14 protein-coding genes and 1 tRNA gene are annotated in these 19,283 nt (G+C 57.7%); 5 read left to right on the forward strand and 10 right to left on the reverse strand.

The window, feature by feature from the left end; all coding sequences use genetic code 11:
- Positions 1-93 precede the first annotated feature (93 nt).
- Positions 94-2,520 carry a TonB-dependent siderophore receptor gene (locus tag EE949_RS13160; RefSeq protein WP_122664681.1) on the forward strand — a complete coding sequence of 809 codons (2,427 nt, stop codon included), beginning with the start codon at positions 94-96 and terminating at the stop codon, positions 2,518-2,520.
- A gap of 8 nt (positions 2,521-2,528) precedes the next feature.
- Here EE949_RS13160 and EE949_RS13165 read toward each other — a convergent pair whose 3' ends face one another.
- The 3 genes from EE949_RS13165 to EE949_RS13175 all read right to left on the reverse strand — a co-directional run bounded on the left by EE949_RS13165 (position 2,529) and on the right by EE949_RS13175 (position 3,895).
- Positions 2,529-3,158 carry a helix-turn-helix domain-containing protein gene (locus EE949_RS13165; protein WP_122664682.1) on the reverse strand — a complete coding sequence of 210 codons (630 nt, stop codon included), beginning with the start codon at positions 3,156-3,158 and terminating at the stop codon, positions 2,529-2,531.
- A complete protein-coding gene (locus EE949_RS13170; protein WP_122664683.1) occupies positions 3,155-3,487 on the reverse strand; it encodes a type II toxin-antitoxin system HigB family toxin in 333 nt (110 codons plus the stop codon). Before EE949_RS13170 ends, EE949_RS13165 begins: the two co-directional genes overlap by 4 nt.
- 331 nt (positions 3,488-3,818) lie before the next feature.
- Positions 3,819-3,895, reverse strand: a tRNA-Met gene (locus tag EE949_RS13175).
- Between the two features lie 613 nt (positions 3,896-4,508).
- Between EE949_RS13175 and EE949_RS13185 the strand changes: the two genes are divergently transcribed.
- Both EE949_RS13185 and EE949_RS13195 read left to right on the forward strand, forming a co-directional pair.
- Complete coding sequence (locus EE949_RS13185; RefSeq protein ID WP_122664685.1) at positions 4,509-6,566, forward strand: methyl-accepting chemotaxis protein; 2,058 nt, start codon at positions 4,509-4,511, stop codon at positions 6,564-6,566.
- A 510-nt stretch (positions 6,567-7,076) separates the two neighbouring features.
- Positions 7,077-8,405, forward strand: a complete 1,329-nt coding sequence (locus EE949_RS13195; protein ID WP_122664686.1) for a DUF3100 domain-containing protein — start codon at positions 7,077-7,079, stop codon at positions 8,403-8,405.
- A 253-nt stretch (positions 8,406-8,658) separates the two neighbouring features.
- Here EE949_RS13195 and EE949_RS13200 read toward each other — a convergent pair whose 3' ends face one another.
- On the reverse strand, positions 8,659-9,573 hold the full coding sequence (locus tag EE949_RS13200) for a LysR substrate-binding domain-containing protein (protein WP_122664687.1): 915 nt from the start codon (positions 9,571-9,573) through the stop codon (positions 8,659-8,661).
- A gap of 129 nt (positions 9,574-9,702) precedes the next feature.
- On the opposite strand from EE949_RS13200, the gene EE949_RS13205 reads away from it, so the two are divergent.
- Positions 9,703-11,079, forward strand: a complete 1,377-nt coding sequence (locus tag EE949_RS13205) for an L-serine ammonia-lyase (protein WP_122664688.1) — start codon at positions 9,703-9,705, stop codon at positions 11,077-11,079.
- A 147-nt stretch (positions 11,080-11,226) separates the two neighbouring features.
- On the opposite strand, the gene EE949_RS13210 is transcribed toward EE949_RS13205, so the two are convergent.
- The 3 genes from EE949_RS13210 to EE949_RS13220 are packed head-to-tail and all read right to left on the reverse strand — an operon-like array spanning position 11,227 to position 14,801.
- The gene (locus tag EE949_RS13210; protein ID WP_122664689.1) at positions 11,227-12,384 is read right to left on the reverse strand and encodes a M20 aminoacylase family protein; all 1,158 of its coding nucleotides are present in this window, start codon (positions 12,382-12,384) and stop codon (positions 11,227-11,229) included.
- A 5-nt stretch (positions 12,385-12,389) separates the two neighbouring features.
- Positions 12,390-13,907 (reverse strand): aldehyde dehydrogenase family protein, encoded by a 1,518-nt coding sequence (locus EE949_RS13215; protein WP_122664690.1) that lies wholly within the window; start codon positions 13,905-13,907, stop codon positions 12,390-12,392.
- A gap of 3 nt (positions 13,908-13,910) precedes the next feature.
- Entirely contained in the window at positions 13,911-14,801 is an 891-nt protein-coding gene (locus EE949_RS13220; RefSeq protein WP_122664691.1) for an NAD(P)-dependent oxidoreductase, read from the reverse strand.
- A gap of 145 nt (positions 14,802-14,946) precedes the next feature.
- On the opposite strand from EE949_RS13220, the gene EE949_RS13225 reads away from it, so the two are divergent.
- On the forward strand, positions 14,947-15,855 hold the full coding sequence (locus tag EE949_RS13225; protein WP_122664692.1) for a LysR family transcriptional regulator: 909 nt from the start codon (positions 14,947-14,949) through the stop codon (positions 15,853-15,855).
- A gap of 206 nt (positions 15,856-16,061) precedes the next feature.
- On the opposite strand, the gene EE949_RS13230 is transcribed toward EE949_RS13225, so the two are convergent.
- The 3 genes from EE949_RS13230 to pth form a co-directional block, all read right to left on the reverse strand.
- Positions 16,062-17,276 carry a M20/M25/M40 family metallo-hydrolase gene (locus tag EE949_RS13230; protein WP_240350560.1) on the reverse strand — a complete coding sequence of 405 codons (1,215 nt, stop codon included), beginning with the start codon at positions 17,274-17,276 and terminating at the stop codon, positions 16,062-16,064.
- 245 nt (positions 17,277-17,521) lie between these two features.
- Positions 17,522-18,622: a redox-regulated ATPase YchF gene (ychF, locus tag EE949_RS13235; protein ID WP_099270509.1), complete on the reverse strand. Its 1,101-nt coding sequence runs from the start codon at positions 18,620-18,622 to the stop codon at positions 17,522-17,524.
- A gap of 21 nt (positions 18,623-18,643) precedes the next feature.
- Complete coding sequence (gene pth / locus EE949_RS13240) at positions 18,644-19,228, reverse strand: aminoacyl-tRNA hydrolase (protein ID WP_027902866.1); 585 nt, start codon at positions 19,226-19,228, stop codon at positions 18,644-18,646.
- Positions 19,229-19,283 lie beyond the last annotated feature (55 nt).

Consider the following 19,283-nt stretch of genomic DNA (forward strand, 5'->3'; position numbering starts at 1 on the left):
TTGCGAGTGCGGCAGTATTTCTCATCTCAAGCATCAAGACAGGTAAGACGCTGAAAAAGCGGCTACCCAACCCTTCTCGACAGGAGAGTCTTCATGCTCAGCCGCGTCACTCCGCTTGCCTGTGCATTGCGCACCGTCATCTTAGGTTTATCAGTAGCGACCGCTAGCCATGGCGCCTTGGCGGCCAATACGGTAGCTGCCCAAGAGCACGCTCAACGCCAGGCCTATAACATCTCTGCCGATAGTCTTGACCGCGTGCTGGGCACTTTCGGGCAACAGGCGGGCGTGATGATCGGTATTGATTCTGCGCTGGCGGCAGGCGTGCAGAGTGGGGGCCTGAAGGGCGACTTCTCTGTCAACGAAGGCCTTGAGCTGCTGTTGAGTCCTTTGAACTTGCAGGCTGAGGCTGTATCGGGCGGCTATCGCGTGGTTCCCAGGCCGGTATCCGGGAGTGGGATGATGGAGCTGCAAGCAACTCAGGTCAGCGCCAATCAGTTGGGTACGGTCACCGAAGGTTCGGGTTCATACACGCCTGGGACTATCGCGACGGCGACCCGCATGGTGCTGACCCCACGGGAAACGCCGCAATCGATCTCGGTGGTGACTCGTCAGACAATGGACGACTTCGCTCTGAACTCCATCGACGACGTCATGCGTCATACGCCAGGCATCACCGTATCGACCTATGACACTGAGCGGACCAACTATTTCGCCCGCGGCTTTGCTATCCAGAACTTCCAGTACGATGGCGTTCCCACTGCGCGTAATGACGGTTATGCGGCCGGGCAAACCCTGAGCGACATGGCAATCTACGACCGCGTCGAAGTGCTCAAGGGCACCACAGGGTTGATGACCGGCGCGGGTGGGCCGGGCGGTACGATCAACCTGATTCGCAAGAAGCCGACGGCGGATTTCAAAGGGCATGTGGACCTAGGGGCCGGGTCCTGGGACAACTACCGTTCGGAGCTTGATGTCAGTGGCCCACTGACCGAGAGCGGTAATGTGCGTGGACGCGCAGTGACGGTCTATCAGGACAAGCATTCGTTCATGGACCACTACGAGCGCAAGACCAATGTCTATTACGGCATTCTTGAGTTCGATCTCTCGCCCGACACGCTTCTGACCGTCGGTGCCGACTATCAAAACAATGATCCCAAAGGCTCTAGCTGGTCAGGTAGTCGTTCCCTGTTCGACGGGCAGGGCAACAACATCAGCTTTGATCGCTCTTACAACAACGGGCCGAAGTGGAGTGGGTGGCAGCAATACAGTCGCAGTCTGTTTGCCACGCTGGAACATACTCTGGATAACGGCTGGATTGCCAAGGCCAACTACAGCAACCAATTGAACGGGTATGACGCTCCATTGGGTTATTCAGCTCCTCTGCGCAACAGCACCGACAGGGCGGCAGTCTATGCCGCCAAGTACTCGGGTCGGACCATCAGCAACAACGGCGACTTTTATCTCTCAGGCCCTTTCAGTTTGGGCGGACGTGAGCATGAACTGGTCCTGGGGTCGTCGATTTCGCGTACCCATTGGAAAGGCGATGATTACTACAGCGCGAAGTATCGAGACAGCAACAACTTTGATCTCTATGGCTGGGACGGTGACAGTCTGGAGCCGGATTGGGGTCCGGTGACCAAGAAAGACGACATCACACGCCAGGCTGCGGTGTACTTTTCAACACGGCTTAGCCTCACTGAAGACCTGTCCCTGTTGCTCGGCTCACGATTGACTGACTACCGACTGACCGGCACCAACGACTCGAAGGAGACCGGCAAGGTCATCCCCTATGTTGGCGTTGTGTATGACCTTAACGACAACTTCTCGGCTTACGCCAGCTACACCGAAATCTTCATGCCGCAACAGCTACGCCCTGATCGAACCAACAAAATGGTTGAGCCTGATGAGGGCAAGAACTACGAATTGGGGCTAAAGGGAGAGTTCTACGACGGACGCTTGAACGCAAGCCTCGCGTACTTCGAGATTCACGAGACGAACCGAGCGGAAGAAGACACCGAGTTCAACAACAATATTCCGGTGGGCTCGCTGGTGGACTGGGCCTATATGGGCATCAAGGCCAAGACCAAAGGTTACGAAGCCGAGATTTCCGGCGAGCTGGCACCCGGCTGGCAGTTACAGGCGGGCTACACCCATAAGGTGATCCGCGATGAAAACGGCAAGAAGCTTTCAACCTGGGAGCCTGAAGATCAGCTCAATTTCTACACCAGCTACAAGCTTACAGGCAGCCTCGACAAACTCACGCTCGGCGGTGGCGCTCGCTGGCAAGGCAAAGGCTGGCAGGATGTGGATAACGGCAGGGGAGTCAACCGAGAGTTTTCCCAGGACCCCTACTGGCTGGTCGATCTGATGGCGCGCTATCAGATCAGCAAAAACCTGTCCGCTTCGGTGAACCTGAACAATGCGTTTGATAAGAAGTACTTCACCAACATCGGCTTCTACCGATCTTCGTACTACGGCGATCCGCGTAACGTAATGGTGTCGACGCGCTGGGATTTCTGAAGCGCTAGTTATGTTTCTTGAAGGCCGCCTTTTCGGCGGCTTTTCGAGACCGTCGCGTTGTATGCACCGGTATCGCTGTCCTTCAATGGGCGTGCACTCTCAGCGTCACTGCGAGCAGGGTAATAGCCAGACGTCTTCTTGGTTGAAGGAGCGTTTCTGGTTTGAGCTACTTTTGCCGGGGCGGCAGATATGAAAGCGCCCGGCTCCATTGCAAACCTTTCTGCCAGCGCGTACGCCATCTTGTGACTAATAGGGCGGTCACCGCCAAGCACCTTGGATACCGCCGTTTTATCACCTATCTCAGGAAGATCCGAACCGGTGAGCCCGAGCGTTTCCATCAGATCCTTGATCAGTTGTATGGGGGTGCAAGTCGCTTCGAACGCGGCATTCGATTCGCGAAACTGCTCAGAATCACGCTGATAGGCCAGAATTTCGTCCTCAAGCTCGACGAGGATTTTCTCCTCGACATTGCTCAGTACGCGCCCATCGGTGAGCTCATCAAGCAGATAGGTCGCACGCGCATAGTCGGCAGGAGTCTTGATGCCGTGCACAAACTCACCGCGCAGGCGCTCCAGTACCGCGTATAACTCGCCAAGCGTTGCTGCTACGGTTTGAAAGTTGGCTCGCGCTGCGCTCATCGTTTTACCCCTTTGTTTCTTGCGTACCAGACGTTTGCAACGTCGTAATCAGCGTGCGTGTAGATGTGTTTGACATAGAATTTCTGCCGGGTGTAGTTGATGCCACCTATCACCCTGAGATTGTTGCCACCTACGTCAATCAAGACCCAACTCATCGCGGCTCTCGGCTTGAACAAATCGACACCATGCGTACCGAACAGCTTTTGCAAGTCCGCGAATTCTTTAGGGCGGGCCATTCTCAAAAGGCGCAGGCACCGTTCAAGGCCTGCCTTGTCGGTCGGATATAAGATCGCAGCGTCGTCAAAACGTGATGGCTTGAGTATATCCATGGGCTTCCCTGTCGATGGGTCGATGCTACTCTAGTTGTGTTTTTGACAACCGCTGTTCGTCGGTGAGACATGAGGCATGTTCAACTGAAAATAGCTAACGCGATGCATATGCCCGCGAGCCCTTAAAAAGCGTCATCAGCCCGGGCGCCGCACGTGCGAGCACCGCTCAATAGTTTTAGAGGAAAACGGATCGGTAGGGAGGGGGCATTTGGATACGTTATGTATCGGCTTGCTGGGATGTGTGACGAGTAAACCCCAGAAACAAGAAAGCCCGCACTAGGCGGGCTTCTTGTTGCTTCATGAGCATCGATGATGTCATGAAGCAGGTACTTGGTGGCTACACAGGGACTTGAACCCCGGACCCCAGCATTATGAATGCTATGCTCTAACCAACTGAGCTATGTAGCCAAGTGGCGCGCATTATTCGCGGATAAGGGATATGTGTCAACCCTTGTTCTGAAAAATTTATGCGTGTGATCAAGCGGTTAGGGTTTCATCCCCGTCATTCAAGGCCGAAGCCGGTTTACCGTTAGCAAAAAAGATCCTGGAGCAAGCCATCGTCCAGCCATTCTTCATGCCTTCTCGGTGCACGTTTAGCCAGACCTTAATGTTTTCGCTGACTTTTGCGGGAGGCGACGTCCTGTTCGAGGTCCAGGCATTCCGTTCCGCATCAAGGTCTTTAAAGAGCATCTTGCGCCTGCAGGACCTGAGGGTGTTTGCCGACCATCTGGGGTCTCTCCTCCGGGAAATGACAAAGCGAAACCATTGGTGACGTACTTTTGCAGTGTCTATCCACCGAGCGGGAAGCTTCCTACTGATAAAAACAGCGATCGCCTACACGGTCTGAATATTGCTAGGAGATCGCATAGCTGACGATTTCTGCACTGGCGCCATTTAGGAAGCGCTGGGCGGCTATCGTAATTCAATCAATAACATGGCATTTTGCCGGTAGCGTTTTTTCAAAGACATCCGGGATGGTTTCTGCCATTTCTGTTCGATGTTCTGGGGGAGTAGGTCGGTCATGTACAGTCTTTTGTCACCTGGTATGCGCATGCTTAGCCGTTTTGGTTTCGCGCGTAAGTTTCAGATGCTGTTCCTTCTGTTCATGCTGCCGCTGGTGGGTAGCCTGTGGATGATCGGTCAGGACTACCGCAGTAAGCTCGCGACGATCTCGGGCGAACGTTCGGGTGTCACTCAGTTGCTGGCGCTGGATCAGGTGGATGCCGAGCTTTCTCATCAGCGCGACAATGCTGCACGCTGGAAGGCCTCCGATATCCTCAAGGAACCTACGCCCGCTGCCAAGGCTGCAATGAGCTCGATGGATGCCGCAGGCCCGCGTATTACGCAGGCGCTTGAGGCGCTGGGTACTACGCTCAAAAGCGAAGACGCCAGCGCCGACGCGCTCAAGCGTTATGACACCCTCAAAGCTTCGGTCACCGGCATGGACATCGCATCGCTGCGAACCGTGGGCTGGTGGCCGGACGGCTATGACCGATTCACTAATGCCCTGGCCAATGTGCAAGCCTTACGCGAGCAGATCGCCACGGACAGCGGCCTGATCCTTGATCCATGGCTGGAGACCTATCTGTTGATGCAGATGTCGACTCAGCAGGTACCGGAATTGATCGAGCGTATTGGTCGTATGGCCAGTATCGGTCAGACCTCGGTGGTCACCGGGCAATTCAGCCTGCAAAGCCGCTTGCAGATGCGCGAGCTGCGTGGACGTATCTCCGATGCTCAGACTCAACTGATCAAGGCCGGGGATTTCCTGAAAGCGAAACTGCCTGCGGAAATGAAACCGTGGGCAGACAATTACGACGCCGTTATGCAGCGCTTGAACGTTGAATTGAAGGTGCTGGATGACGGGGTGTTTGACGGCACCATCAAACTTGACGCGCCTGCGTTCGAGCGCAGCGTGGATACTTTGCTCAACGATCTGGCGAGCCTGCGCAACCAGTCGTTGCAGTCACTGGACAGTCGCCTGGCCCATTACCACAACAAATCCAACATGCAGTTCATCCCCATGGGTATCTGCTTTGGCGTGCTGCTGCTGGCTGCGCTTTATCTGTTTGCGTGCCTGCAGGCATCGATCCGTCGCAGTGCCAGCGGTATCACTACGTTGGCGGAGTCCCTGCGTGACGGCAATCTGTTGGTGCAGGTGGAAGTACAGGGACGTGATGAGCTGGCTGCGATCAGCACTGCATTGAACGTTGCTGTGGTGCAGTTGCGCACCAGTTTGCTGGGCGTCAACCATGAAACCAAGCAACTGGGCAGCGCGGTGTTGACCCTCAATACGCAATCGAGCGGCACGCTGACCGAAGTTGAAGAGCAGCAGTATCAGATCAGTCAGATTGCCGCAGCAGCGACCGAGCTGGCGGCGACCTCGCAGGGCGTGGCAAAAAGTTGTGAGCAGGCGTCTGACAGCGCCCGGCATACGCGCCAGATCGCTGAAGAGAGCAGCCGCGACAGTCAGCGCACGACCACGAGTATCCAGCAGCTCAATCAGCGCCTGACGGATACCGCTGCGGCGCTGGGCCGAGTCAGCGAGCAGGGGCAACAGATTCAGTCGGTCGTCGATGCGATTCGCGGGATTGCTGAACAGACCAACCTCTTGGCGCTCAACGCAGCCATCGAGGCAGCGCGAGCGGGTGAGCAGGGCCGTGGTTTTGCGGTAGTCGCTGATGAGGTTCGCAGCCTGTCGCAGCGTACTCAGGTTTCCACGGCGGAAATTGCCAGCACCGTCGACAGCCTGCGCTCGACTGTGAGCCAGGCCGTGGGCTTGATGGAGTCGGCGTGCGGTCAGGCGGTCAACGATGCGCAGTCGGTGACCGATCTGGGCGAGCGTTTGGTTGAGATCGCCAGTGCGGTGCAGGGCGTTACCGATACCCTGGCGCAGATTTCGACTGCGGTTGAAGAGCAGGCCAGTACTGCTGATGAAGTCAGCGGCAATATCCAGCAGGTCGACCAAGCCGCAGGGCGCTTGCTCGACGGTGCTCGCGCAGTGAATCAGGCTGCTGACACGCTGAGCAAAGGCAGCCGTGCGTTGAGCGACAACACCTCGCGCTTTCAGCTGGATTGAGGGTTGAGTAAGACCCGCCCCCGAGCAATTCGGGGGCGGGGGAAGTGTCTGCTGAGTCTCCCGGTGCCGACTCCATCTAAATTGAACGTATTTTCTGTTGGAGCGAGGCTTGCCCGCGAAGAACGATAATGTGGTTTGTCTGGCATACCGCATCAACTGATTCGCGGGCAAGCCTCGCTCCAACAGGGGGATAGAGGAGCCTTTTGGTGTTCTGTTTTAGGCAACAATAAATTCATTCTGTAATATTGGTGCGTGTCCTCTCCCTACCCATACTCGAACTGCACCCCGACGCCACCAGCCGGGGGCGAAAGGCCGGATCTGCTGACGGAGCAACCCTCACAAGGGGCGTCATAAAGCAGGCGAGAGCATCAATCTTCACCGCTCGCCACACGCGAGTCGCCATGCCTGACATGGACTTTGAATCTGCCCTGGGTGCCGTCGGCACCTCCTGAAAAAACAACAACTATTGGCCAGCCGCATGACGATTGGCCAACAGGTGAGGGGACAACCATGCAACATTCTCACGCCGCGACACTGGGCGAAAATCGTGCCGTTTCATCGACCGTAAAACTGTACATCTGGGCAGCGGTCATTCTGGTGGTGGCCGAGGCAATCGGCGCGATCAGTATTCCCCTCGGCCCTGGCAAAGTCGTTCTGCTGCCGATGGTCTGGGCGCTGTTGATCGGTGCGGGTATCGGCATCTTCAGCCGCCGTCTGCCAGGTCCTATAGGCCTGAGCCTTGGCGATCAGGTACGTTCTGCATCCATTCTGCAACCGGCTCTGTTGGTGTTCATCGCCAAGCTGGGCATGGTCGTCGGCGGTTCATTGCCGTTGGTATTTGCCTCCGGTTGGGCGTTGTTGTTCCAGGAGTTCGGCCATTTTGTCGGCACCGTGATCCTCGGTCTGCCGGTGGCGCTGATGCTCGGTATCAAGCGTGAAGCCATCGGCGCAACGTTCTCCGTAGGTCGCGAGCCAAGTCTGGCTATCATCGGCGAGCGCTACGGCATGGACTCCCCGGAGGGGCGCGGGGTACTCGCTGAATACCTGACCGGGACATTGTTCGGTGCGTTGTTCATTGCCGTTGTTGCAGGCTTCATTACCAGCCTCGGGATCTTCCATCCCAACTCGCTGGCGATGGGCTCGGGCATCGGTTCAGGCAGCATGATGGCCGCTGCGGCGGGTGCAATCGCTGCTCAGCAGACGCCGGAAGTGGCCAAGGAAGTCATGGCGCTTGCCGCCGCGTCGAACCTGATCACCACCACTATTGGCACGTACTTCACGCTGTTCATTTCTCTGCCATTGGCGGTCTGGGGCTACCGGGTTCTTGAGCCGATCATCGGCCGTACCACCAAAGCTTCGGTGATGAACAATGGTCCCAAGCACGACCAGGTATCCCTTGAGGTCAAGGAGCTGGGTTGGGGCGGACGGATCAGCGCGTGGCTGGCAGCCGGTGCGTTGGCATTGATCGCCAACTATGTGGGCTACAAGACGCTGTCGCCTGCCGCCTTTGGCGGTATCGCGGTGATGATCCTGGCGGTTTTCATCGGCGAGATGATCTGCGTTGCCCTGCGCCGCAAGATCCCGGCGGTGTGCACCGTGTCGATTGTCGCGATGTTCATGACCTCTCCAGCATGCCCTTGGGCGGCTGAGATTGCGCAGATGGTTGGCTCGATCAACATGCTTGCAGTGATCACACCGATGCTGGCTTTCGCCGGTTTGTCGGTGGCCAAGGACCTGCCAGCGTTCCGCCTGTTGGGCTGGCGCATCGTGCTGGTGTCGTTCCTGGCTAACTTTGGTACGTTCATTGGTGCTGTGCTGATCGCTGAGTTCTTTCACTAGGCATTGAGCAGTTGGCAATAAAAACGCCGGGCAGATCGAATCTGCCCGGCGTTTTGTTTGCGGTAAGCACCGCACAGGCTGGTCACCATCTCAAAGTCATGAAGGCCTGTGGGACCGAATTTATTCGGGAAGGCGGTATTTCAGGCAATACACCTGGTGTGGATGTGCCGGCCCTTTCGCGAATAAATTCGCATCCCACAGAGATGCATTCCAAACACACTTCTTGGCCTTTAGCCGAAGGAGTGTTAACCGATCACATTCCCAACGCCTGCTCCACCAGCCAGTCATGCACCGCCCGACGGGCCGGGGTTTGCAGGGCGCCTTCGCGGTAGACCAGCACGTACTTCTTGCGCGCTGCAATCGGGTGGCCGAACGGGATGATCAGCGAGCCTTCCTCCAGCTCATTGGTGATCAGCGCCTTGCGCGCAATGGCCACGCCCATGCCCATGATCGCCGCTTCAATGGTCAGGTGATTGCGATTGAACGTGTGACCGCGACGCACATCAACGCCTGATGCACCGATAGCGTTCAGATAAAACTCCCACTCGGCATACTCATAGCTGCCGCGCCAGGCCGTAATGTCGTGCAGCAATGGGTAATGCACCAGTTGGCTCGGTGTATCCAGCGGTGGCTTGCCGGCTTGCAAGGCGGGCGAGCAGACCGGGAACAACTCCTCTTCCAGTAATGAAGTGGTCATCAACCCCGGATAACTGCCGTCGTTGAGGTCAATCGCCAGGTCAAAATCGTCATCACGCAAAGAGCCGCTGCTGTCCTCGGCAATGATTCGTAGCTGAATGTCGGGAAACGCCTGCTCCAGTTGCGGCAGGCGTGGCATCAGCCATTTGCTCAGGAACGAAGGAATACAACGCAGCTTGAACACACCGCCGATGCGTCCCGAGTGCAGCAGCCGCAGTTCATCATCAATACGGCTGTGAACCTCGTTGGCAACGATAGCCAGCCGCTGCCCTTCAGCGGTCAGCTCAAGACCACGACCGACCCGATGGAACAGCGCAAAGCCCAGCCGCTCTTCGAGCTGACGCATTTGCTGGCTGATGGCGCCGGGCGTTACGTGCAGTTCGTCCGCGCAGCGGGTAAACGACAGGTGCCGGGCGGCACAGGCGAAAACCTGAAGCCATGCGTGCATTTGCGCGTTGAGGATTTTGCTCATCTATCAGTTCTGCTTAACCGTGGCTTAGGAAGTTTCGTTTGTGGATCGTTTGGCTGGAGCCTAAAAATACCAGCACATAACAAAGTGTCTTTCGAGGCCTACAAGCCTCTCACGAATCGAGCTAACCGTATGGCTATCAGCGTCTTCGACATGTTCAAAATCGGCATCGGCCCCTCCAGTTCGCACACAGTAGGGCCAATGCGTGCTGCTGCAATCTTCAGTGTGCAACTGCGCGAGCTGGGCCTGCTGAACAAGGTCGAGCGTGTCGAGGTACGTTTGTATGGCTCGCTGTCGGCCACCGGCATCGGCCACGGCAGCGACCGTGCAACGGTTATTGGTCTGATGGGCGAATGGCCTGACCAGGTTGACCCGGCGCTGGTAGCACCCCGAGTAGATGCCGTACTTGAGCAACAAGTTCTGCTGCTGGGCGGTGAGCAGCGCATTACCTTCGACTGGCAGCGCGACATGCGCCTGCTGGAAGAGAGCCTGCCTTATCACCCTAACGGCATGACGCTCTGCGCCTATGGTGCCACTGGTGAAGTGTATGAGCAGACTTATTATTCGGTCGGCGGTGGTTTCGTTGTTGATGCCGAACAGGCCGCCAGCGGCGTTCTGGATAGCGATACTACCGAGTTGCCTTACGATTTCTCCAGCGGTGCCCAGCTGCTGCGCCTGTGCAAAAAACATGGCCTGAGCATTTCTGCGCTGATGATGGAGAACGAGAAAGTCTGGCGTACCGAAGCGGAAATCCGCTCGCGGATTCTGCACATCTGGGGCGCCATGCAGGACTGCGTAAACAAAGGGCTGCGCGAAGAAGGGATCTTGCCCGGTGGCCTGAATGTGCGGCGTCGTGCGTTCAAACTGCACCGTAGCCTGCAGGAACTGGGCAAGCCCAACGTGATCAGCTCGACCCTCAGCGCCATGGAGTGGGTCAACCTGTTCGCCCTGGCAGTCAACGAAGAAAACGCTGCAGGCGGGCGCATGGTGACAGCGCCTACCAACGGCGCAGCAGGGATCATCCCGGCGGTGCTGCACTACTTTATGAAATTCAATCCGGATGCCACTGAAGATGACGTTGTGCGGTTCTTTTTGAGCGCGGCGGCGGTGGGCATTCTGTGTAAGAAGAACGCGTCGATTTCCGGTGCTGAAGTGGGCTGTCAGGGCGAAGTGGGGTCGGCCTGTGCCATGGCTGCTGCGGGCTTGGCCGAGATTCTCGGCGCTACGCCTGAGCAGGTTGAAAACGCTGCGGAGATTGGTCTGGAACATAACCTTGGCCTGACTTGCGACCCGGTTGGCGGGCTGGTGCAAATACCCTGTATCGAGCGCAACGCAATTGCTGCCGTGAAAGCGATCAACGCTGCACAAATGGCCATGCGTGGCGACGGCGAGCATTTCATCTCCCTGGACCACGCCATCCGCACCATGCGCGACACCGGCGCGGACATGCTTGAGAAGTACAAGGAAACGTCACGCGGCGGGTTGGCGGTGAAGTGGGTGGAGTGCTGAATTGATTTGAAATGCGATCTCATGTGGGAGCGAATTCATTCGCGAAGAGGCCGGTACATCCGATGAACGTTTATCGGATGTGCCTACGCTTTCGCGAATGAATTCGCTCCCACAGGGTTTCTGACAACCAGGGCAATCAGTTCCTGATCAGCTCGCAGCCAACTCCTGCTCCACCAGCTTCGTCCACACCGCCACGCCCGCGCCGATCACTTGATCGTTGAAGTCGTAATACGGGTTGTGCAGCGCCGCTGAAGGTTTTTCGCCGTCCACGCCCAGCCAGATGTAAGCGCCGGGGCGGGCCTGGAGCATGTAGGCAAAGTCTTCGGAGGCCATGGACGGGTTGCAACCCCATTGCACGTTTTCCTCACCCACCGCCGTGATGGCCGCACGACGAATCGTGGCCGCTGCATCGACGTTGTTCTCGGTAACCGGATAGCCGACTTTGTAAGCCAGCTTGCCCGTCACGCCGAAGGCGACTGGCAGTTGCTCGACGAATTCGCCAATCAACTTTTCGACCTTGTCACGCACCGGGGTTTGCAGGCAGCGCACGGTACCGCGCAGGACTGCCGTTTCCGGGATCACGTTGATCGCTTCACCGGCGTTGAACTGCGTGATGCTGACCACCGCCGAGTCCAGTGGCGAAAGTCGGCGGGCCACGATGGTCTGCAGGCCCAGCACCAACTGCGCAGCGGCAACAATCGGGTCAGCCCCTTTGTCCGGCATGGCAGCATGACTGCCTTTGCCGGTCAGGGTGATTTCGAAGGTGTCCAGCGAAGCCATCATCGGCCCCGGATTGATGATCACTTGCCCGGCAGGGGCGCCCGGCCAGTTATGCAGGCCGTAGATAGCGTCCATTGGGAAGCGTTCGAACAACCCGTCGTCGATCATTTTGCCCGCGCCACCGAGGTTTTCCTCAGCAGGCTGGAACACGAAATACACGGTGCCTTTGAAGTTGCGGGTCTCGCTCAGGTGGCGAGCGGTGGCCAGCAAAATCGCGGTGTGACCGTCATGACCGCAGGCATGCATGCAGCCCTTGTGTGTGGACGCGTGGGAGTGGGTGCCCAGCTCCTGAATCGGCAGGGCGTCCATGTCGGCACGAATGCCGATGCTTGGGCCTTCACCGGTCCGCAAGGTACCGACCACGCCCGTACCGCCCAGGCCACGATGCACTTCAATGCCAAAGCTTTCGAGCAACTGCGCAACGCGCTCGGAGGTGCGCAGTTCTTCAAAGCCCAGTTCCGGGGCTGAATGGAAGTCGCGACGCCATAGCGTGGCGTCTTCGATCAACGTTTGGGATAGCTTCATCAGTTTCACTCCAGGCTCGCGCCGTAACCGAAGCTGACCGCAGGGACGGCAGCCGTTTCAACCCAGACGCTTTTGACTTCGCTGTATTCGCGCAGTGCGTCGAGGCCCGACGAACGACCGTAGCCGCTGTCGCCGTAGCCGCCGAAGGGCGAGCTGACGTGGATGGTCTTGTAACCGTTGACCCAGAAAGTCCCGGCGCGCACTTGTTTGGCGACGCGGTGGGCGCGGCCGACATCGCGAGTCCATACCGCACCGGCCAGACCGAAGCGGCTGTCATTGGCAATGCGGATGGCTTCAGCTTCATCTTTGAACGGAATCGCCACGACCACCGGACCGAAGATTTCGTCCTGCGCGCAGTTCAGTGCGTTGTCACCCGCCAGCACCGTTGGGTTGACGTAATAGCCCGGCACCTTCGGCAGCGGATCAGCATCGACACCCACCAGCTTCGCACCATCCTGGAGCGCGTTTTCGACCATGCTCTTTACGTGTGCATATTGCTTGGCGTTATTGATCGGGCCGATCTGGGTTTCCGGATCGCTTGGGTCGCCGACCTTGAATTGTTTGCCCGCTGCCGCCAGCGCGGTGGTGAAGCGCTCAAAGATCGATTCCTGCACCAGCAGACGCGAACCGGATACGCAGCTTTGGCCCGCGCCGGAGAAGATCGCGGCCTGAGCGCCGCGCAGAGCGACTTCCAGATCAGCGTCTTCAAAGACGATGTTGGCCGACTTGCCGCCCAGTTCCAGTACGCACGGAATGCAACGTTGTGCAGCGGCGCTGGCGATGTGACGACCGGTGGCGGGCGAACCTACGAACACCACTTTGCGGATATCTGCTTTGGCGATCAGCGCCTGGCCGATGGTATGGCCGAAACCGGCCACGACGTTGACCAGACCTTTTGGCACACCGGCGCGCTCGATCAGAACAGCGACCACTAGAGAGGACAAGGCGGTCAGTTCGGACGGCTTGAGAATCACCGCGTTACCGGCCGTGATCGCCGGTGCGATCTGCCAGCCGCAAGTGAAAATCGGCGCGTTCCACGGGGTGATTTGCAGCACTGTGCCCAGTGGTTCGTAGGTGACGTAGTTGAGGTGCGAAGTCGGTACCGGGATCACTTCGCCGTGCAGCTTGTCGGCCCAGCCGGCGTAGTACTCGAACATTTCGGCGACTTTTGCCACTTCAACGTTGGCATCGCGAATTGGTTTGTTGGCCGTGATGGATTCGATCTGCGCCAGATTGGCGGCTTCCTGACGAATCAATGCGCCGACCTGATACATCAAGCGGCCACGGGCCTGAGCAGTCAGGGCTGCCCACTGGGCCTGGGCGGTTTTGGCCGCTGCGTCGATGGTTGCAACCAGTGATGCGTCGGCATCGGGAAAACTCAGCATCAGGCTGTCGTCGTGGGCGTTGCGCACTTCCACCGGCTCGCCATGGCCTTCGATGAACTCGCCGCCAACATAGCTGGCGACCGTGTTACGGTCGCCCCAGTATGGTCGCATCAATTCCAGCAATTTTTGCGTGCTCATCGGTTATTCCCCTTTGCCGAACAGCTGGGCATCGGTCCGCTGGACGATGCAGTTGAAGTCTTCACCATCCGGCAGCGTTTCGCTGCTGGCGGCCCACAGTTGGGCGACGATGCGCGCCAGTGGCAGGTCCAGATCCAGGCTGGCGGCCAGGTCGCTGGCCAGGCCGACGTCTTTGCGCATCAGGCCCATGGTGAAGCCCGAGTTGTAGGTTTTGTTCAGCACCCAGGTCGGAAACATCACTTGAGTGGCGCCGCTACGGCCGGAACCAGCGTTCAGACCCAACATCAGTTTTTCCGGATCGACGCCCGCTTTGGCAGCCATGCTCACGGCTTCTGCGGTGCTGATCAGGTGGCAGGCAGCAAGCATGTTGTTGGCGATTTTCGCCACGTTGCCTGCGCCGCATTTTCCGACGTGAACCCGCGTGCCGCTCATGCCTTCGAGTACTGGCAATACTTTTTCCAGGTCTGCGTCTTCTGCGCCGATGACCATGGACATAGTGCCGGTGGCTGCACCTTTAGGGCCGCCGGAAACCGGTGCGTCGATGAAGCCAATGTTCTTTTGCAACAGGGCGGCAGCCACCTTGCGGCTGGCTTCCGGTGTAGAAGTGGTGGTGTCGACCACGATCAAGCCTGCGTTGCCGTGCTGCAGTACGCCTTCAGCGCCCAGGCAAACCGATTCAACGTGTTCTGCTTTTGGCAACGACAGGATCAGCACGTCGACCTGTTTGATCAGTGCGGCGCGGTCAGTCACCGGTTTCACGCCTTTGCTCTCGGCGATTTCCAGTGCAGCTTGCGACAGGTCAAAACCGCTTACGTCAAAGCCTTTGCTGGCCAGGGTTGCAGCCATGCCGCCGCCCATGTTGCCCAGTCCAATCACGCCTACTTTTAAAGTCATTCAGAATGCTCGCTTAGCTGTTTGACAGGCTACGTCGCACCGTCAGTGGTTATCGGCAGATGAACCGAGTATGGACACCGCTCTGCACACACAGCAATAATCACCAAATTCATTTTTGTTGCGTTGAAAGCAACGCAGGTGGCCCATGAGTCTGGTTCAGGATCGACGCATTCTTTATTTCTTTGAGGCCGTACGACTGGGCAGCGTTCGTGCTGCTGCTGACTTTCTCGACGTTGCGCCCTCTGCGGTCAGCCGCCAGATCGCCCAGTTGGAGCATGAGTTGGGGGCACCGTTGCTGGAGCGCCATCGTCGCGGGGTGAAACCGACCGAGGCGGGGGATCGCGTATTGGCTTACTACCGTCAGCGCCTTTCCCAGCAGGAGGTGTTGCTGGAGTCGCTGCAAGCGTTGCGCGGTTTACAGAGCGGTTCGGTGGTGTTGGCGATTGGTGAAGGGTTTATCGATGGCCTGACCGAGCCGCTGACAAAATTCTCGACGCTGTACCCCAAGGTCGAGCTGCAAGTGAACGTGTGCGGCACCAACGAAGTGATCCGTCAGGTAGTAGAAGACGAGGCGCACATCGGCCTGGTGTTCAACCCGCCCGCTGACCCGAAGATTCGCTCACACGCTCACCAGAAACAGCCGGTCTGTGTGATGGTCAGCCCCGATCATCCGCTGGCGCAACATGACGGGCCGATCCCTCTGAAAGGTCTGGACAGTTATCGGTTGGGATTGCTTGGGGTTTCTTACGGCATCCGCCAGATCCTGACTCAGGCCGAACAGCAGTCGGGTGTTTCCCTGATGCCAACCCTGACCTGCAACACCTTCGCCATGCTCAAGCGCTTTGCCATGAGCGGTGGTGTAACCCTGTTACCAACCTTCGTGGTGGTGGATGAGCTGGCGAGTGGCAAGCTGATTGCGTTACCACTGGAATCCCAAGTGTTCAGTGAATCCCAGGTACACATCATCAGCCGGTTGGGGCGCCAACTCAGCGTAGGTTCGAGCCGATTGCTGGGGCTGTTGCAGCAGGACATGACGGCGTTTAACGGGAAGTGATGGCCACCGCAAAAAACATAGAATAACTATTAGGATTCGAATGATTTTTGTAGGAGTGAGCTTGCTCGCGATAGCGTTTGGTCAGGCGATAAATTTCTCAACATTCAACCGCTATCGCGAGCAAGCTCGCTCCTACAAGACCCAATGGTTGCTGCGCGACCTCTTAAAGGTCCTTGGTTAACCAAGGCTTTTATGTGTGCTCACGCCTATTTTTCAGATAACTGCATGATCATCGCCGTCGTCAGGTAAAGCCTCGGCGCGATGCTCGACAGGTCTATGTATTCGTCTTCGGAGTGCAGCCCGGCGCCGACCACGCCCATGGTTTCCAGCACTGCAGGTTTCTGGCTGTCGGGCACATAGGCATAACCGGCATCGGTACCGAAGCGCATGGCGATCGGCTCGACTTTGCGGCCAATCTTGCCGTACAGCGTCTGCGCCGTTTTAGCCAGGTCTTCGGTGGCCGGGTTCCTCACGAGTGGTGGGCGGCCTTTGTCCATGCGGAAAGTCACCTGAGTCCCATCGATCAGCTTGCCCTGCACGATGCGTTGACCATCGGCCAGCACACGATCGGACTCGCTGAGGTCCGAATAGCGCATGTCGCCTTCGGCCACGGCGCTGTCCGGGATGATGTTGCGCTTGGTGCCAGCGTTGATCACCGTCCAGTTCACTGTGGTGCCCTTGGCCTTATCCCCCAGATCCTTGAGTTGGATCAGTTGATGGGACAGTTCCATTGCCGCATTGCGTCCCGCTTCAGGGGCCGAGCCTGCGTGGGATGATTTACCTTTAACGTCCACGAACACGCCGTTGATGCCGTTGGTGGCTACCGTTACCGCATCCGAGTCAGGCGGCTCATAAGAGAACACGTAGTCGTGTTTGCTGGCCAGTTCGGCGATGACCTTTTTCGAACCCGCCGAGCCTGTTTCCTCGTCCGGGTTGAACAGCACGGTGATGGTGCCGTAGTCCTTGAATTTTTGATCCTGCAAAAGCTTGAGTGAATGCAGCACCATGGCTACGCCGCCTTTGGCGTCTGCCACACCCGGCCCGAAGGCCCGTTCGCCTTCTACTTTGAATGGCCGCTTGGCCGCCGTACCCGGACCAAACACCGTGTCGTAGTGAATCATCAGCAAGAATGATTTGCTGCCATTGCCCTTGATCGTGCCGACGATGTTATCGCCGGTGGATGGCGAAGCTGGCGTGGTCTGCACCGTTGCCCCCAATGCTTTGAGGCGATTTACCAGCATTTCACTGACGGTCTTGAGTCCCGGCGCCTGACCGGTGCCGGTATCGATATCTACGAGTTGTTCAACGGTAGCCAGATAAGCCTTCTGTTCGGCTTCGGCGTTCTTGAGGAGTTGCTGTGCAGGCACTTCGACGGCGAATGTCGATGAACAGAGCAGGGTGGCGGCGACAGCGACCGCCATTGCGGTACGGCGAACGAACATGCTGGATCCCTCAGATGGTGTTCAAGAGAAGCTTTTGTAACACTTGACCGGCTATTTTTGTACCCTTCGATCTTGGTGTCGAGAAAGGCCCATGCCTGGCCGTTGGCACTGGGGGAGGGGGCTCTTTTGATCATGAAGAAACAAAAAAACCGCGCACAGGCGCGGTTTTAATGGGGTTTGGTCAGTTCTCAGTGCTTTAAAAAAACGCCTTGGACTGACTCCGATCAGACGTTAAAACGGAAGTGCAGCACGTCGCCGTCTTTGACGATGTAGTCCTTGCCTTCCAGACGCCATTTGCCGGCTTCCTTGGCACCGGCTTCACCCTTGTACTGGATGAAGTCGTTGTAGGCGATGCACTCGGCGCGGATGAAGCCTTTTTCGAAGTCGGTGTGGATCACGCCAGCGGCTTGTGGTGCGGTGGCACCGACGCGGACGGTCCAGGCGCGGACTTCTTCAACGCCAGCAGTGAAGTAGGTCTGCAGGTGCAGCATTTCGTAGCCCGCACGGATCACGCGGTTCAGGCCTGGTTCTTCAAAGCCCAGGGCTTCGAGGAACATGTCCTTTTCTTCGCCGTCATCAAGCTCGGCGATTTCCGCTTCGATCTTGTTGCACACCGGCACCAGCATTGCGCCTTCTTCTTCGGCGATGGCGCGCACTACGTCCAGCAGCGGGTTGTTCTCGAAACCGTCTTCAGCCACGTTGGCGATGTACATGACCGGCTTGGTGGTCAGCAGGTGGAAGCCACGAATCACTGCTTTTTCGTCAGCGTTCATGTTCTTCATCAGGCTGCGGGCTGGCTTGCCTTCGGTGAAGTGAGCGATCAACTGCTCCAGCAGGCCTTTCTGAACCACTGCGTCCTTGTCGCCGCCCTTGGCGTTGCGAGTGACCTTCTGCAGCTGTTTTTCACAGCTGTCGAGGTCAGCAAAGATCAGTTCCAGATCGATGATCTCGATGTCACGCTTCGGGTCAACGCTGTTGGAAACGTGAATCACGTTGTCGTCTTCGAAGCAGCGAACCACGTGAGCGATGGCGTCGGTCTCACGGATGTTGGCGAGGAACTTGTTGCCCAGGCCTTCACCTTTGGACGCGCCCGCTACCAGGCCCGCAATGTCGACGAATTCCATGGTGGTCGGCAGGATACGCTTGGGATTGACGATGGCCGCCAGTGCCGCAAGGCGTGGGTCGGGCATGGCCACGATGCCGCTGTTCGGTTCGATGGTGCAGAAGGGGAAGTTCTCCGCCGCAATACCGGACTTGGTCAGGGCGTTGAACAGGGTGGATTTGCCGACGTTGGGCAGGCCGACGATGCCGCAATTGAAGCCCATGGTATTTCCCCTCGAGTGATGTCAGGCCTTCTGGCTGTGCAGGTTTTTCATCGCCCGGTTCCATTCACCGGCGAAGATATCCGGCAGCACGCCGAGGGCAAAGTCGATGCTGGCGTCCAGCTTTTCCTGTTCGGCGCGTGGCGCTCGACCCAGAACAAAACCGGAGACCTTGTTGGCGTCGCCCGGGTGGCCGATGCCAAGCCGCAAGCGATGAAAAGTATTCTGATTGCCGAGTTGCGCGATGATGTCCCGCAGCCCGTTGTGACCGCCATGACCGCCGCCCTGTTTGAACTTGGCAACGCCCGGTGGCAGATCGAGTTCGTCATGCGCCACCAGGATGGCATCAACCGGTATCCGGTAGAAACCAGCGAGCGCCGCGACGGACTGGCCGCTGCGGTTCATGTAGGTGGTGGGAATCAGCAGACGAACATCCTGACCTTGATGAGTGAAGCGTGCGGTCAGGCCAAAAAATTTGCGCTCGGCGACGAGATTGACTCGTTGCGCGTCAGCGATACGCTCAACAAAAAGAGCCCCTGCGTTATGCCGGGTCTGTTCGTATTCAGCGCCTGGATTTCCCAGGCCAACGATCAGTTGTATGGCAGTCACGACAGGGGCCCTTTTCTGGAGTTGTGGTTGAAACCGCTGCAGGCAGCGGCAAAAC

Origin of the sequence: Pseudomonas viridiflava, assembly GCF_900602065.1 — a bacterium.
In the GTDB taxonomy this organism is placed as follows: Bacteria; Pseudomonadota; Gammaproteobacteria; order Pseudomonadales; family Pseudomonadaceae; genus Aquipseudomonas.

What these genes read in the sequence shown, in the direction of transcription:
- EE949_RS13160 (WP_122664681.1), top strand. Translation starts at nt 94, where the DNA reads ATGCTCAGCCGCGTCACTCCGCTTGCCTGTGCATTGCGCACCGTCATC.
- EE949_RS13165 (WP_122664682.1), bottom strand. Translation starts at nt 3,158, where the DNA reads ATGAGCGCAGCGCGAGCCAACTTTCAAACCGTAGCAGCAACGCTTGGC.
- EE949_RS13170 (WP_122664683.1), bottom strand. Translation starts at nt 3,487, where the DNA reads ATGGATATACTCAAGCCATCACGTTTTGACGACGCTGCGATCTTATAT.
- EE949_RS13185 (WP_122664685.1), top strand. Translation starts at nt 4,509, where the DNA reads ATGTACAGTCTTTTGTCACCTGGTATGCGCATGCTTAGCCGTTTTGGT.
- EE949_RS13195 (WP_122664686.1), top strand. Translation starts at nt 7,077, where the DNA reads ATGCAACATTCTCACGCCGCGACACTGGGCGAAAATCGTGCCGTTTCA.
- EE949_RS13200 (WP_122664687.1), bottom strand. Translation starts at nt 9,573, where the DNA reads ATGAGCAAAATCCTCAACGCGCAAATGCACGCATGGCTTCAGGTTTTC.
- EE949_RS13205 (WP_122664688.1), top strand. Translation starts at nt 9,703, where the DNA reads ATGGCTATCAGCGTCTTCGACATGTTCAAAATCGGCATCGGCCCCTCC.
- EE949_RS13210 (WP_122664689.1), bottom strand. Translation starts at nt 12,384, where the DNA reads ATGAAGCTATCCCAAACGTTGATCGAAGACGCCACGCTATGGCGTCGC.
- EE949_RS13215 (WP_122664690.1), bottom strand. Translation starts at nt 13,907, where the DNA reads ATGAGCACGCAAAAATTGCTGGAATTGATGCGACCATACTGGGGCGAC.
- EE949_RS13220 (WP_122664691.1), bottom strand. Translation starts at nt 14,801, where the DNA reads ATGACTTTAAAAGTAGGCGTGATTGGACTGGGCAACATGGGCGGCGGC.
- EE949_RS13225 (WP_122664692.1), top strand. Translation starts at nt 14,947, where the DNA reads ATGAGTCTGGTTCAGGATCGACGCATTCTTTATTTCTTTGAGGCCGTA.
- EE949_RS13230 (WP_240350560.1), bottom strand. Translation starts at nt 17,276, where the DNA reads ATGGCGGTCGCTGTCGCCGCCACCCTGCTCTGTTCATCGACATTCGCC.
- ychF (WP_099270509.1), bottom strand. Translation starts at nt 18,622, where the DNA reads ATGGGCTTCAATTGCGGCATCGTCGGCCTGCCCAACGTCGGCAAATCC.